At 68.1% G+C, this 11,479-nt stretch carries 17 protein-coding genes; 13 read left to right on the top strand and 4 right to left on the bottom strand.

Annotated elements, in window-relative coordinates:
• Positions 1-51 precede the first annotated feature (51 nt).
• From RNZ50_23810 to RNZ50_23800, 3 genes are read right to left on the bottom strand one after another with little or no spacing between them, the layout of a single operon-like run.
• Entirely contained in the window at positions 52-597 is a 546-nt protein-coding gene (locus tag RNZ50_23810) for a flagellar hook capping FlgD N-terminal domain-containing protein (protein ID MDT8858002.1), read from the bottom strand.
• Positions 598-723: a hypothetical protein gene (locus tag RNZ50_23805; GenBank protein MDT8858001.1), complete on the bottom strand. Its 126-nt coding sequence runs from the start codon at positions 721-723 to the stop codon at positions 598-600.
• 11 nt (positions 724-734) lie between these two features.
• On the bottom strand, positions 735-1,157 hold the full coding sequence (locus tag RNZ50_23800) for a flagellar hook-length control protein FliK (protein MDT8858000.1): 423 nt from the start codon (positions 1,155-1,157) through the stop codon (positions 735-737).
• A gap of 1,455 nt (positions 1,158-2,612) precedes the next feature.
• Here RNZ50_23800 and RNZ50_23795 point away from each other — a divergent pair.
• The 6 genes from RNZ50_23795 to RNZ50_23770 all read left to right on the top strand — a co-directional run bounded on the left by RNZ50_23795 (position 2,613) and on the right by RNZ50_23770 (position 6,790).
• Complete coding sequence (locus RNZ50_23795) at positions 2,613-2,924, top strand: rod-binding protein (protein ID MDT8857999.1); 312 nt, start codon at positions 2,613-2,615, stop codon at positions 2,922-2,924.
• On the top strand, positions 2,917-3,252 hold the full coding sequence (locus RNZ50_23790) for a hypothetical protein (GenBank protein ID MDT8857998.1): 336 nt from the start codon (positions 2,917-2,919) through the stop codon (positions 3,250-3,252). Before RNZ50_23795 ends, RNZ50_23790 begins: the two co-directional genes overlap by 8 nt.
• A gap of 220 nt (positions 3,253-3,472) precedes the next feature.
• The gene (locus RNZ50_23785) at positions 3,473-5,020 is read left to right on the top strand and encodes a flagellin (GenBank protein MDT8857997.1); all 1,548 of its coding nucleotides are present in this window, start codon (positions 3,473-3,475) and stop codon (positions 5,018-5,020) included.
• 164 nt (positions 5,021-5,184) lie between these two features.
• Entirely contained in the window at positions 5,185-5,562 is a 378-nt protein-coding gene (gene flaF / locus RNZ50_23780) for a flagellar biosynthesis regulator FlaF (GenBank protein ID MDT8857996.1), read from the top strand.
• A complete protein-coding gene (gene flbT, locus RNZ50_23775; GenBank protein MDT8857995.1) occupies positions 5,559-5,963 on the top strand; it encodes a flagellar biosynthesis repressor FlbT in 405 nt (134 codons plus the stop codon). The genes flaF and flbT overlap by 4 nt, the downstream gene beginning before the upstream one ends.
• Positions 5,960-6,790 carry a DUF1217 domain-containing protein gene (locus RNZ50_23770; GenBank protein ID MDT8857994.1) on the top strand — a complete coding sequence of 277 codons (831 nt, stop codon included), beginning with the start codon at positions 5,960-5,962 and terminating at the stop codon, positions 6,788-6,790. Before flbT ends, RNZ50_23770 begins: the two co-directional genes overlap by 4 nt.
• 17 nt (positions 6,791-6,807) lie before the next feature.
• Here the strand turns inward: RNZ50_23770 and RNZ50_23765 are convergent, their stop codons facing one another.
• Positions 6,808-8,121 (bottom strand): FliI/YscN family ATPase, encoded by a 1,314-nt coding sequence (locus RNZ50_23765; GenBank protein ID MDT8857993.1) that lies wholly within the window; start codon positions 8,119-8,121, stop codon positions 6,808-6,810.
• 84 nt (positions 8,122-8,205) lie between these two features.
• Between RNZ50_23765 and RNZ50_23760 the strand changes: the two genes are divergently transcribed.
• Genes RNZ50_23760 through flgA form a run of 7 tightly spaced genes read left to right on the top strand, consistent with a single transcriptional unit; the run spans position 8,206 to position 11,469 of the window.
• Positions 8,206-8,586 carry a FlgB family protein gene (locus tag RNZ50_23760; protein ID MDT8857992.1) on the top strand — a complete coding sequence of 127 codons (381 nt, stop codon included), beginning with the start codon at positions 8,206-8,208 and terminating at the stop codon, positions 8,584-8,586.
• 8 nt (positions 8,587-8,594) lie between these two features.
• The gene (flgC, locus tag RNZ50_23755) at positions 8,595-8,975 is read left to right on the top strand and encodes a flagellar basal body rod protein FlgC (protein MDT8857991.1); all 381 of its coding nucleotides are present in this window, start codon (positions 8,595-8,597) and stop codon (positions 8,973-8,975) included.
• Positions 8,976-8,987: 12 nt separating this feature from the next.
• A complete protein-coding gene (gene fliE, locus RNZ50_23750) occupies positions 8,988-9,278 on the top strand; it encodes a flagellar hook-basal body complex protein FliE (protein ID MDT8857990.1) in 291 nt (96 codons plus the stop codon).
• Positions 9,275-9,541, top strand: a complete 267-nt coding sequence (locus RNZ50_23745; protein MDT8857989.1) for a flagellar biosynthetic protein FliQ — start codon at positions 9,275-9,277, stop codon at positions 9,539-9,541. Before fliE ends, RNZ50_23745 begins: the two co-directional genes overlap by 4 nt.
• A 3-nt stretch (positions 9,542-9,544) precedes the next feature.
• A complete protein-coding gene (locus tag RNZ50_23740; GenBank protein ID MDT8857988.1) occupies positions 9,545-10,258 on the top strand; it encodes a flagellar hook-basal body complex protein in 714 nt (237 codons plus the stop codon).
• A gap of 9 nt (positions 10,259-10,267) precedes the next feature.
• Positions 10,268-11,053: a flagellar basal-body rod protein FlgG gene (gene flgG, locus RNZ50_23735; GenBank protein MDT8857987.1), complete on the top strand. Its 786-nt coding sequence runs from the start codon at positions 10,268-10,270 to the stop codon at positions 11,051-11,053.
• Positions 11,053-11,469 (top strand): flagellar basal body P-ring formation chaperone FlgA, encoded by a 417-nt coding sequence (gene flgA / locus RNZ50_23730; GenBank protein ID MDT8857986.1) that lies wholly within the window; start codon positions 11,053-11,055, stop codon positions 11,467-11,469. Before flgG ends, flgA begins: the two co-directional genes overlap by 1 nt.
• The last annotated feature ends 10 nt before the right edge of the window (positions 11,470-11,479 follow it).

Genomic DNA, 11,479 nt, shown 5'->3' with positions numbered 1-11,479 from the left:
CCGGGCACCCCGCGGCGGCGCCTGCGCCGCCACAGGCGAAAGGCGCCCGTCTCAGTCGCCTGCGCGCAGGGCGGTGATGTTGCCGGCGAGCACTTCGATGCCCCCTTTCAGCACCAGAATCGTCCCGCCGGCGCCGCCCCGCGCCTCGAGCACGCGCGCATAGACCTCGACATCATTGGTGCCGAGCAGGTTCTCGCCGGAATAGCTTTCAAGCTGGAAGGTGTATTTCCCTTCCGGCAAGGGCTCGCCGTCGCTGCCGACCGGTTCCCATTGCAGGGCGGTGCTGGTGCGGTCGACATCCTCGCGGGCGACGACACGGTTCAAGTTGTCGCGCACCACAAGCACCGCCCGGTCGGCCAGGGCAGCGGGGTTGGGCGACAGGCTCATCGTCGAGCCGTCCACCCAGGCCGGGCCGGCCGCCCGTGCCTCGCGCCCGACCCAGCCCGCAAGCTGCGCCATCCCCATGACATCGAACTGCCCATACAGTCCTTCCAGCAGCTGATTGGTCCGCACCTGCTGTTCAACCCCGGAAAACGTCGCAAGCTGCACCGCGTAGTCGGACGAATCGATCGGGTTCAGCGGGTCCTGGTTCTGCATCTAGGTCGAAAGCATCCGCAGGAAGGTCTGGAAATCGCTGCTGATCACGCCGCCCTGGGCGTTGCCTGCCGCCTTGGTGGTGCTGGTTGCCACCGAGGCGGCGGTTGTGGTCGAGGTGATGTTCACCGGGTTTCCTTTCACATTCTGAGATCAAGCCCGGTGTCGCCGACGGTCCGGGCCGGAGTGGCGGCTGGCGGGGCTGCGGAGGCGTGGGGCGCCGGGTCCGGCGGGGCGTCTGCCGACTGAGGAGGGTGGTTCCGGGTGCCCTGGCCACCCCACTGCCCGAAGCTGAGGCTGCCGCCGGTAAAGCCGGCCTGACGGAACTCCTGCCACAACTGGTCGCCGTGACGGCGCAGCAGATCCAGCGTCTCGGCCCGTTCGACCAGCAGGGTGACGCGGATCGAATCGCCGTCCTGATGCAGCGTCATGCGCAGGCGCCCCAGTTCCTCGGGGGCCAGCGTCAGTTCGACCGGGCCACCGGGCGACTGCCGGACCGCCTCGATCAGGGCGGGGGCGACGGTGGGCGGCAGCGCCTGCGCCTCGGCACGGCGGGTCGGCATCTGGTCAGCGCCGGAGCCTGCCGACAGCGCCGGCCCGGGGGCCTGCGACAGCAACGCCGCGTCAGGCGGGGGCGCGGCGGCCGATAGTCCCGCAACCTGCGGATCGGCGGGCTGCGGCAAGATCGGCCGGGAACCGGTAGGCTGCGCAGACCCGGGGGTCGTGAATTGCGCAGGCGCAGGCGTTTCCGCCGGGGCCTGCCCTTGCACCGGGGCGAGGACCGGGTCGCGGCCTGCCGCAGCCTGCATCACGGCCAAGCGGGCCGCGACATCCTGGCCAGGCGCAGGACTTGCCTGCGCCGGTGACGGAATGGGCGGCGGCGGCTCCGCAGGTCGGCTTGCGGTCGTGGCGCTGCCCGGCGCGACTGGCAGGCTGCCCGGGCGATCCGACAGGGCGGTGGCGGTGGCCCTGCCCGCGTCCGGCCCGTTTGCTGGAGTGTCGGCTGCTGGCGTGTCGGCGGCTGGCGGCACAGACGTTGCCCTTTCGGCTGCAGCCTCCGTCGGCCTGCCGATTGCCGCCGCACCGGGGTGGGGGCGGAAGCCCGATGCACGATCTGCCACGCTGGCTGTCTGACCGGCAGGGATGCTGGGTGCCGCCCGTTGCAGCAGGGCGGGCCAGGAAGGCGCAGGCTCGCCGGGGGCTGTCATTGCCGCCTGAGCGGGGGCGGAAAGCTGGTCGCGGCTTTGCCCGCCGATCTGGGTCGCAGGCAGCCCCGCCGCCGTCCGGTCAGCTGGTGTCGACACCGTACCGGATTGCCGGTCGGAGACTTGCCCGCCGGTCGGGAAACCCGGCTGCACCGCGGGGCTTGAGAGCGAAAGTCCGGCGACCGGACCGGCAGATCCGGCACCCGGCCTTGGGGTGACGGGTTCGCCGGAAACGGCCACCCCGGATGGGAGCGTCCGCCCCCCGTCGCCTGCCTCTGCCTCGGGCGCAGAAACCATGGACATCATGGCGGCCAAACTCGCGGCCGGGCCTGCGGCCTCTGCCCCGGCGCGCGCCCCCCCCTCCGGCACTGCGGCGTCGCTGCCGTTGGCCGCCGGGGCCGCTGACGAAGGCATGCCCGATGCGCCGTTTGCGGTGCCTTCGCCCGGGCCTCGCGCAAACGCTGCCTGGTCGGCGGGATCGGCATCCATCCGCCAGATCATCGTCGACCCGAGGGCTTGCGCCGGCGGGGCCATCACGGCCCGCGCATCTTCGGTCGGGAACGCGGTCCTTTCCGCCTCTGCCTCCTGCTCGGCCGCCAGCCGGGCAAAGGCGCTGCCAGAATCACGCCCGCTGCCCGGGTCGGCAGAAACCGCCCCGGCTCGGGAGGAAAGGACGGTCTGCAGGGGAATACCGGGAATCACCATTGTCACGACTTCTGCCACGTTCCCCGGCAGTATTTCCGGAACTGGTTACCGCTTGTTTACCGCAGGCCCGCGATACTGCGGAAAATCCAGCGCACCGGAGAAACCGCGATGATCCTGCCGACTCAGCCGAGCCCGCCCCCCCTGTCCACCGCGCCGCGCCCGCCCGACGACCCGCTCCGGGTGCAGGCGCGGGCACTGGAGGCGGCCTTCCTGGCGGAAATGCTGGGCCATGCCGGGCTGGGCGCCGCGCGCGACGGCTTTGGCGGCGGCATCGGGGAACAGCAGTTCTCCTCCTTCCTGCGGGAGGAGCAGGCGAGGGCGCTGGTGGCGCGGGGCGGCATCGGGCTGGCGGAACAGCTGTTCCGCGCCCTGTCGGACCGGGCGGAGCGGGCGGACCGGGGGCCGGATGCAAATGTCTGACATGGGCACAACCCTGGAACGGCACCTCGACGCGATGCATGCGGCGGTGCTTGCGGGCGACCTTGCCACCCTGACACCGCTTGGCGCCGAGGTCGAGGCGCTGGTGGAACAGATCGGCGGCATCGCCGACGACGCGCTGATCCAGCGCCTGCGGCAAAAGGCCGGCCGCAATGCCGCCTGCCTGCTGGCCGCCCTGAACGGCCTGCGCGCTGCCCGGCGGCGAATCGGCGAAGTGAAGGCCGTCCGCGCCGGGATGGCCACCTATGATGGCCAGGGACGCCGGATCTCTGTCGCCGCAGATGGCGCGCACCTGACCCGGCGGGTGTGATCGGCGCGGGTTTTCGTCAAATGCCGGGTATTCAGGCAATCCGGCCGGGGCGGCGTTAAGGGAAGACAAAGACCTTCAGCCCCATCAATCGACCTGCATCCCCGAAGGATGGCGCGGTCGGGCCCAGCCCGCCGCATCGGCCAGAAGGCTCGTCTCGCCACCGTGGAAGGTGGCCCGAAACGCCGTGCGCAAAGCGCCGGCCCTATCAAGGGAAACGGAAATGTCCTCGATTCTGACCAATACCAGTGCCATGGTCGCCCTTCAGTCGATGAAGTCGATCAACAAGAACCTCAACACCACCCAGTCGCACATCTCGACCGGGAAAGCCGTCTCGACCGCCAAGGACAACGCCGCCGTCTGGGCCATCTCGAAGGTGATGGAATCCGACGTGGCCGGCTTCAAGGGCATCGGCGACAGCCTGTCGCTGGGGTCCTCGACCATTTCGGTCGCCCGCAAGGCGGCGGAAACCGTGACCGGCCTCTTGACCGAGATCAAGGGCAAGGTCGTCGCGGCGCAGGAAGAGAACGTCGACCGCAACAAGATCCAGACCGACATCGTCGCGCTGCGCGACCAGATCGCCTCGGTCGTGGGGGCTGCCCAGTTCAACGGGCAGAACATGATCAAGGGCACCGACGACATGAAGGTGCTCGCGTCGCTCGACCGCTCGGGTGACCGCAACGTCACCGCGTCCAGCATCACCGTCGAACGGCAGGATCTGACGACCGGCGCGGGCAAGTTCGGCATCGGCACTGCGGACGTCGCCTCCTACGGCACCATCACGGCGCCGGGGGGCACGGTGGGAACAACCGGCACCACGACTGCGGCCGCAGGCAAGGCAGCGGAGGTCACCTTCGGCGCGCCGGCGGCCGCCAACGACGTCTACACGATCAACGTGAAAGGCAATACGCTGAACTTCACCGCCGCGGGAGCCGAAACCGCTGATCAGATCCGCGACCATTTCACCGGCGCGATCAATGCACTGGGGCTGAAAGGGGTGACGGCCGCGGCCAACGGTTCCGGGGTGATGGAAATCTCGAACACCAATGCGTTCGAGTCGGTGAGCGTTTCGCTGGCTTCGACGGTCGATGCCAACCTGGAAATGACCGACATCAACGGAAGCGGCGCGGCCCCGACCGCCCCCAACGTAGCCACCATCGAGCAGCGCGCGGAAACCATCGACTTCTCGACCACCGCCGGTGTGAAGGATGGCGACAGCTTCAAGGTGAACGTCGGTTCGCAATCCTTCGACTATATCGCCGGCAAGGGCGAGTCGATGGAAGACGTGGTGAAGGGCCTGAAGATCGCCATCGACTCCAACCCGCCTGCCGGCGTGACCACCAGCGTCTCGAAGGACGCCACCACCGGCGCATGGTCGCTGAGCGTCGACGACGCTACCGGCGGGCGGACCCTGGCGTTGCATGTGGCCAAGGACGGCGAAGCCTCCGGCGGGCTGTTCGGGCTCGACAACATCGACGTGACCACCGCCGACGGCGCCAAGTCTGCCCTGGCGAACGTCGAAACCATGATCAACCGGTCGATCGACTCTGCGGCGGCCTTCGGTTCGGCGCAAAAGCGCATCGAGATCCAGAACGATTTCGTCAGTGATCTGTCGGATGCGCTGAAGGCCGGCATCGGGTCGATGGTCGATGCCAACATGGAAGAAACGGCAGCCCGGCTTCAGGCACTGCAGGTCCAGCAACAGCTGGGCACGCAGGCGCTGTCGATCGCCAACCAGGCGCCGCAGAACGTTCTGGCGCTGTTCCGGTAACAGAAACCGCCCGGGGGTCGGCAACGGCACCCCGGGCGACTTCCTGACCCCGCATGATCCCGGTCCGCAACATTCCGGTTCGCACGAAACCGGTCCGCACGACACCGGCCCACATGATACCGGCCCACATGATACCGGCCCACATGATACCGGAAGGACATCCCGTGAACGCACTCAACCTGGCCCGCAACGCCTATGGACGACCCGAAGCCCCTGTCCGCTCGGCCCGCAGCGTCGAATACGAGCTCTTTGCCCGCATCACCCAGCGCCTGTCGCAGGCGTGGTCGCGGCGCAAGACCGATCACGCGGGTCTGGTGGCAGCCCTGCACGACAACACGCAGATGTGGCGGACGCTGGCCGCCGACGTTGCATCATCCGCCAACGCCCTGCCCACCGCCCTGCGCGCCCAGCTGTTCTACCTGTTCGAATTCACCGCGCAGCACAGCCCCAAGGTTCTGGAGTCGGGGGCCAGTGCCGAAGTGCTGGTCGACATCAATACCGCCGTCATGCGCGGCCTTCGGGGCGAAGGAGGCGGGGCATGACCGGTCTGGTGCTGAAGCTCGGCCCGCACGAGCGGGTTCTGATCAATGGCGCGGTAATCGAAAACGGCGAGCGCCGGTCCCGGCTCGCGGTGATGACGCCCAATGCCCATATCCTGCGGCTCCGCGACGCCATTCACCCCGAATCGGTCAACACGCCGGTGCGCCGGGTCTGCTACATCGTGCAGCTGGTCCTGTCGGGCGATGCCGACCCGGGCGAGGCGCGGATGCAGTTGCTGCGCGGCATCGAACAGTTGAGCCAGGTGCTGACCGATCACGACAGCCGCGCGCAGCTGGCCGTCGCCACCACCGCGGTGCTGGAAGACCAGCACTATCAGGCGCTGAAGGCCCTGCGCAGCCTGCTGCCCCGGGAGGAGCGGCTCTTCGCCGCCCATCCGTCATGAGCTTCGCACCTGTCGTTCCGCTCGGGGGCTATGCCGGCTGGGGCTTCCTGAAGCGCACGATGGCCAAGCAGCAGGCGGCCTTCGCGGCGGCCCCGGCGCTCAAGCGCGACGAGGACTACTTTCGCGCGAAGATCGGCAGCATCAAGACGGCCGAGGATCTGGTGTCGGACCGGCGGCTGCTGAAGGTGGCGCTGGGGGCCTTCGGGCTCGATGCCGACATCAACAACAGGTACTTCATCAAGAAGGTGCTGGCAGACGGCACGCTGGACACCAAGGATCTGGCGAACCGGCTGGCCGACAAGCAATACGCCGCCTTTTCCTCCGCCTTCGGCTTCGGTGACTATGCGACACCGCGCACCCAGCTTTCGGATTTCGCCGACAAGATCCTGTCGGCCTACAAGACCCGCCAGTTCGAGATGGCGGTGGGCGAGCAGAATGGCGACATGCGGCTGGCCCTGAACGCGGAACGGGAACTGCCGCTGCTGGCCACCAATACCGCCACCGACAACGGCCGATGGTACGCGATCATGGGCAATACCCCGCTGCGCAAGGTGTTCGAAACGGCGCTCGGCCTGCCCTCCAGCTTCGGCTCGCTGGACCTGGACCAGCAAATGACCACGTTCCGAGCCCGCGCCGAAAAGATGTTCGGCAGCAGCGAGGTGTCGCAGTTTGCCGACCCGAAGAAGCTGGATAGCCTGATGCGCCAATTCCTCGCGCGTTCCGATTCTTCTGCGGGGGTGTCGCTGCTGACCCGGGGCGCGGGGGCGCTGCAACTGCTGCAGAACTCGCAGGCCGGCTATTCCAACATGCTGAGCCGATTGGGCTGAAAAACCCGGTTCGGGGCTCAGCGCGCTGCAAGGCAGGCAGCCAGCCGCCGAAAGCTGCCCGCGACGCCATCGGGCGCGTCTTCCGCCAGAAAGGCATCCAGCGCGGGCCAGACCCGGATCGCCGCATCCACCAGCGGGTCAGACCCCTTGGCGTAAAGCCCGGCCTGGATCATCATCTCGGCACGGTCATAGGCCCCCAGCAGCCGCCGCGCCTCGGCGATCAGTGCGTTTTCCTCGGCGCTCGCGGCTTCGGGCAGGCTGCGCGACACCGAGCGCAGCAGGTCGATCGCCGGATAGCGGCCGCGCTCGGCGATCTTGCGATCCATCACCACATGGCCGTCGAGCACACCGCGCAGGATGTCGGCCACCGGCTCTTCCATGTCGGACCCGGCGACCAGCACCGAGAAGACCGCCGTGATGTCGCCCACCCCTTCCGGCCCCGGCCCGGCACGTTCGGCCAGCGACATGATGGTGTGGGCGGTCGAGGGGGGAAAGCCGCGCAGATTGCCCGCCTCGCCCGCCGCCAGTGCCACCTCTCGATGCGCCTCGGCAAAGCGGGTGATGCTGTCGGCCAGCAGCAGGACATGCAGCCCCTGATCGCGGAAATGCTCGGCCACCGCCATCGCCGTCCAGGCACAGCGGCGGCGGATCAGTGGCGACTGGTCCGACGTGGCGGTGACGATGACCGAGCGTGCCATGCCCGCGGGCCCCAGCACCCGGTCGGTGAACTCGCGCAGCTCGCGCCCGCGTTCGCCCACCAGCGCGATCACAACCACATCCGCCGAGACCCCGCGCGCGAACTTGGCCAGCAGCGAGGATTTCCCGACACCGGAGCCCGCGAACAGCCCGATGCGCTGGCCGCGCACCAGCGGCAACAGCGTGTCGAACACCGCGACGCCGGTGCTCAGCCGCTCCCCCAGCCTGCGGCGCGACGCCGCAGCAGGGGCCTGCGCGCGCAAGGATCGCGGGGCCGCGCCGCGAAACAGTGGCCGCCCATCCAGCGGCTTGCCGAACGGATCGACGATGCGCCCGATCCAGCCGTCATCGGGCGCGATTTCGGCGCGGCCGATCAGTTCCACCGCATCTCCGATCACCAGCCCGTCCGCCGCGTCGTCGGGCAGCACGGTCAGCCCGTCGCCCGCAAGGCGCAGCACCTCGCCGCCGATCGGCCCGCCCTGGCCGCGGATCAGCACGCGGTCGCCAAGCCCGGTGCCCTGGCTCAGCCCCGACACCCGCAAGGTGCCGCGCCCGACCTCCGCAATGCGCCCGACCCGGCAGCTCACGCTGATGCTGGCAATCTCGGCACGCAGGTTGTCAAAAATTCCGGCCACGGGATTCTCCCTTTGTTCGCTGCTTACCCTTTCTAAAGGAATCACCCTTAAGCCTTGGTGAAGCAGATCAAGGGAGAAGCCCTGATGTTTGAAAAACTCGAAATGGTCAGAATGGCCCAGGCGATGGCCGCCCATGCCGGCGCGCGTCAGGAGGCGATTGCCCGCAATGTGGCGAACGCCGATACGCCCGGCTACAAGGCGGTGGATCTGCCCGCCTTCGCGAAGGCCTATGCGCCGCCCGGCGGCTCCATGAGGGCCACCAGGCCCGCCCATCTGACAGCAAGCGACCGGACGATGGATCTGACCCCGCGCGTGCAGGGCGGCGCCGCCTCCCCCAACGGCAATTCCGTTTCGCTGGAAGGCGAGATGGTGAAGGCGGTCGAGGTGCGCCAGCAGCATGACATGGCGCTGGCGATTTACCGATCCACCTCCAAGATCCTGCGCACCTCTCTCGGCCGCGGGTAGGTGGGCAGATGAGCGATCTGATCAAGTCCCTTTCCCTTGCGGCCTCCGGAATGGAGGCGCAGGCGATGCGGCTGCGGCATGTCTCTGAAAACATCGCCAATGCCGACACACCCGGATACCACCGCAAGACCATCAGCTTTCGCGAGCAGATGGACAGCGGTCTGGTGGCGCCCGGCCCGCTGCGGCTCGACCGCAGCGAGCTGACGAAGGTCTACGACCCCGGCCACCCGCTGGCCGATGAAACCGGTCACTACGACGGCTCGAATGTCGATCTGGTGATCGAAATCGCTGACGCGCGCGAAGCGCAGCGCAGCTACGAGGCGAACCTCAAGATGTTCGATCAGGCACGTCAAATGACGCAGAGCCTGTTCGAGCTGTTGCGCCGATAGAGGAGATCCAGAATGGAATTGAATACCTCTCTTGCCGTCCTGTCCTATGAGAAGGCTCGTTCGGCTGCGGCACCGTCGCCGCAGCCGGGCGGCGAGGCGGGAACCCTTGAAACGCTGGTGGGCCGTTTTGCCGACACCCTCGCAAAGGGCGAACAGACCGCCCGCGCCGCCATGACCGGCGGGGCGGACCCCCATGCCCTGATCCAGGCCCTCGCGGCCTCGGAATCCGCGGTCGAAACCGTCGTGACGGTCCGCGACAAGGTGGTGGAGGCCTATCAGGAAATCCTGAGGATGCCGGTATGACCGAGGCCGACATCTTCGACACGATGCGCCAGGGCCTCTGGGTGTCGGTGCTGATCTCGGCACCGCTCCTGGCGGTGGCGCTGGTGGCCGGGGTGGCGGTGGGTCTGTTCCAGGCGCTGACCTCGATCCAGGAAATGACACTGTCCTTCGTGCCGAAGGTCGGCGCGATGCTGCTGGTTTTCTGGGTGTCGATGAGCTTCATGACCTCGACCCTCATCAGTTTCTTTGTCGACCGCATCATTCCGCAGATTGCGGAGGGCTGAGCCGTGGACGCCGCCGCCTACACCACCCTGACCCGCCAATCCGGCCTGATGCGCGAAATGCAGGCGGTGGCGAACAATATCGCCAACATCTCGACCACCGGCTTCCGCCGCGAAGGGGTGATCTTTGCCGAACACATCACGCGGCTGGAGGATGCGCCCTCGCTGTCGATGGCCCATGCCTCGGCCCGACAGATCGACCTGTCGCAGGCCGGGCTGAGCCAGACCGGCGGGGCCTTCGACTTCGCCATCCAGGGCGACGGATTCTTTCTGGTGGAAACGCCGCAAGGCCAGGGCCTGACCCGCGCCGGCAGCTTCACGCCTTCGGCCGACGGCGAACTGGTCAACCCCGACGGCCATCGGCTGCTGGACCAGGGCGGCGCCCCGATCTTCGTGCCGCCGGATGCCGGGGTGGTGGCGCTGGCGCAGGACGGCACGCTCTCGGCCGGCGGCCAGCCGCTGGGGCGGATCGGGCTCTGGCAGCCAATCGACCCGAACGACCTGCGGCATCAGGGCGGCACGCTGTTCTCCTCCGGCTCCGGCGTGGAACCGACCGAAGGCGCGGTGATCCTGCAAGGCCATGTCGAGGATTCGAACGTCAACCCGGTGTCCGAGATTGCCCGGATGATCGCGGTCCAGCGCGCCTATGAAATGGGGCAAAGCTTCCTGCAATCCGAGGATGAACGCGTTCGTGGCGTCATCCAGACCCTTGGCCAATAGGAGACATTGATGAAAGCCCTGCAAATCGCCGCATCCGGCATGGCTGCACAGCAGATGCGTGTCGATGTCGTGTCCAACAACCTCGCCAACATGTCCACCACGGGCTACAATTCCCGGCGCGTCGACTTTGCCGACCTGCATTATCAACAGCTTGCGCGCCCCGGAACAGTGGCCGCCGAGGATGGCACCCAGCTGCCGACCGGGGTGCAGATCGGCCTCGGGGTCCGCCCGGCCGCGGTGTCGGTGGTGCTTTCGCAGGGGTCGCTTGTGCAGACCGGCGGCGATCTGGATGTGGCGGTCGAGGGCAAGGGCTATCTGGAGGTCACGCTGCCCTCCGGCGCCTCGGCCTATACCCGCGACGGCGCACTGAAGCGCACCGGCGACGGGCTGATCGTCACGTCCGACGGGCATCAGGTGGCGCCGGGGCTCACGATTCCGTCGGATGCGCGCAGCCTGTCGATCAACGCGGATGGCGAGGTTTATGCCTATTTTGCCGACCGGGTGCAGCCCGAACTGCTGGGCCAGCTGAACCTTGTCGGCTTCTCGAACGAAAAGGGGCTGGAGGCGATCGGATCGAACCTGTTCCTGGAAAGTCCGGCCTCGGGGCCTGCGCTGGTGGGCTCGCCGGGGCAGGATGGCCTGGGCACCCTGCGGCAGGGATACCTTGAGGAAAGCTCGGTCGATGCGGTGCGCGAGGTGACCGAACTGATCAAGGCGCAACGCGGCTACGAGTTGAACGCCAAGGTGATCACCGCCGCCGACCAGATGATGTCGGCCACCACGAGCGTGCGGTGATGTGGCGGCTGGTCTTCCTTCTGGTGCCCGGCCTGGCCGAGGCCGACAGCCTGGTGGCGACCCGCACCATCCGGGCGCAGACGGTGCTGGCCGCAACCGACATGACGCTCGTCGCCGCCGAGATTCCCGGCGCCCTGACCGACCCCCTGGCCGCCCAGGGGCTGGAGGCGCGCGTGACGCTTTACGCCGGCCGCCCGATCCGCCCCGGCGACCTTGGCCCCCCTGCGATCGTCGACCGCAACCAGATCGTGCCGCTGTCCTATCAGGCGGGCGGCCTCGACATTCGGACCGAAGGGCGCGCGCTGGCCCGCGGCGGGGTCGGCGACGTGGTCCGCGTGATGAACCTGTCCTCCCGCACCATCATCTCCGGCCGGATCGGCGCGGACGGGATGGTGTGGGTCGGCCCCGATTTCTGAAGGATTTCCG

Source organism: Paracoccaceae bacterium Fryx2 (assembly GCA_032334235.1).
Classification (GTDB): Bacteria; Pseudomonadota; Alphaproteobacteria; order Rhodobacterales; family Rhodobacteraceae; genus JAVSGI01.
Note: the sequence above shows the minus strand (reverse complement) of the source record. Positions and strands in the feature narration are given on the sequence as shown.

What these genes read in the sequence shown, in the direction of transcription:
- RNZ50_23745 (MDT8857989.1), top strand. Translation starts at nt 9,275, where the DNA reads ATGACCGAGGCCGACATCTTCGACACGATGCGCCAGGGCCTCTGGGTG.
- flbT (MDT8857995.1), top strand. Translation starts at nt 5,559, where the DNA reads ATGACCGGTCTGGTGCTGAAGCTCGGCCCGCACGAGCGGGTTCTGATC.
- RNZ50_23810 (MDT8858002.1), bottom strand. Translation starts at nt 597, where the DNA reads ATGCAGAACCAGGACCCGCTGAACCCGATCGATTCGTCCGACTACGCG.
- RNZ50_23785 (MDT8857997.1), top strand. Translation starts at nt 3,473, where the DNA reads ATGTCCTCGATTCTGACCAATACCAGTGCCATGGTCGCCCTTCAGTCG.
- flgA (MDT8857986.1), top strand. Translation starts at nt 11,053, where the DNA reads ATGTGGCGGCTGGTCTTCCTTCTGGTGCCCGGCCTGGCCGAGGCCGAC.
- RNZ50_23795 (MDT8857999.1), top strand. Translation starts at nt 2,613, where the DNA reads ATGATCCTGCCGACTCAGCCGAGCCCGCCCCCCCTGTCCACCGCGCCG.
- RNZ50_23790 (MDT8857998.1), top strand. Translation starts at nt 2,917, where the DNA reads ATGTCTGACATGGGCACAACCCTGGAACGGCACCTCGACGCGATGCAT.
- RNZ50_23770 (MDT8857994.1), top strand. Translation starts at nt 5,960, where the DNA reads ATGAGCTTCGCACCTGTCGTTCCGCTCGGGGGCTATGCCGGCTGGGGC.
- fliE (MDT8857990.1), top strand. Translation starts at nt 8,988, where the DNA reads ATGGAATTGAATACCTCTCTTGCCGTCCTGTCCTATGAGAAGGCTCGT.
- flgG (MDT8857987.1), top strand. Translation starts at nt 10,268, where the DNA reads ATGAAAGCCCTGCAAATCGCCGCATCCGGCATGGCTGCACAGCAGATG.
- flgC (MDT8857991.1), top strand. Translation starts at nt 8,595, where the DNA reads ATGAGCGATCTGATCAAGTCCCTTTCCCTTGCGGCCTCCGGAATGGAG.
- RNZ50_23760 (MDT8857992.1), top strand. Translation starts at nt 8,206, where the DNA reads ATGTTTGAAAAACTCGAAATGGTCAGAATGGCCCAGGCGATGGCCGCC.
- RNZ50_23800 (MDT8858000.1), bottom strand. Translation starts at nt 1,157, where the DNA reads ATGCCGACCCGCCGTGCCGAGGCGCAGGCGCTGCCGCCCACCGTCGCC.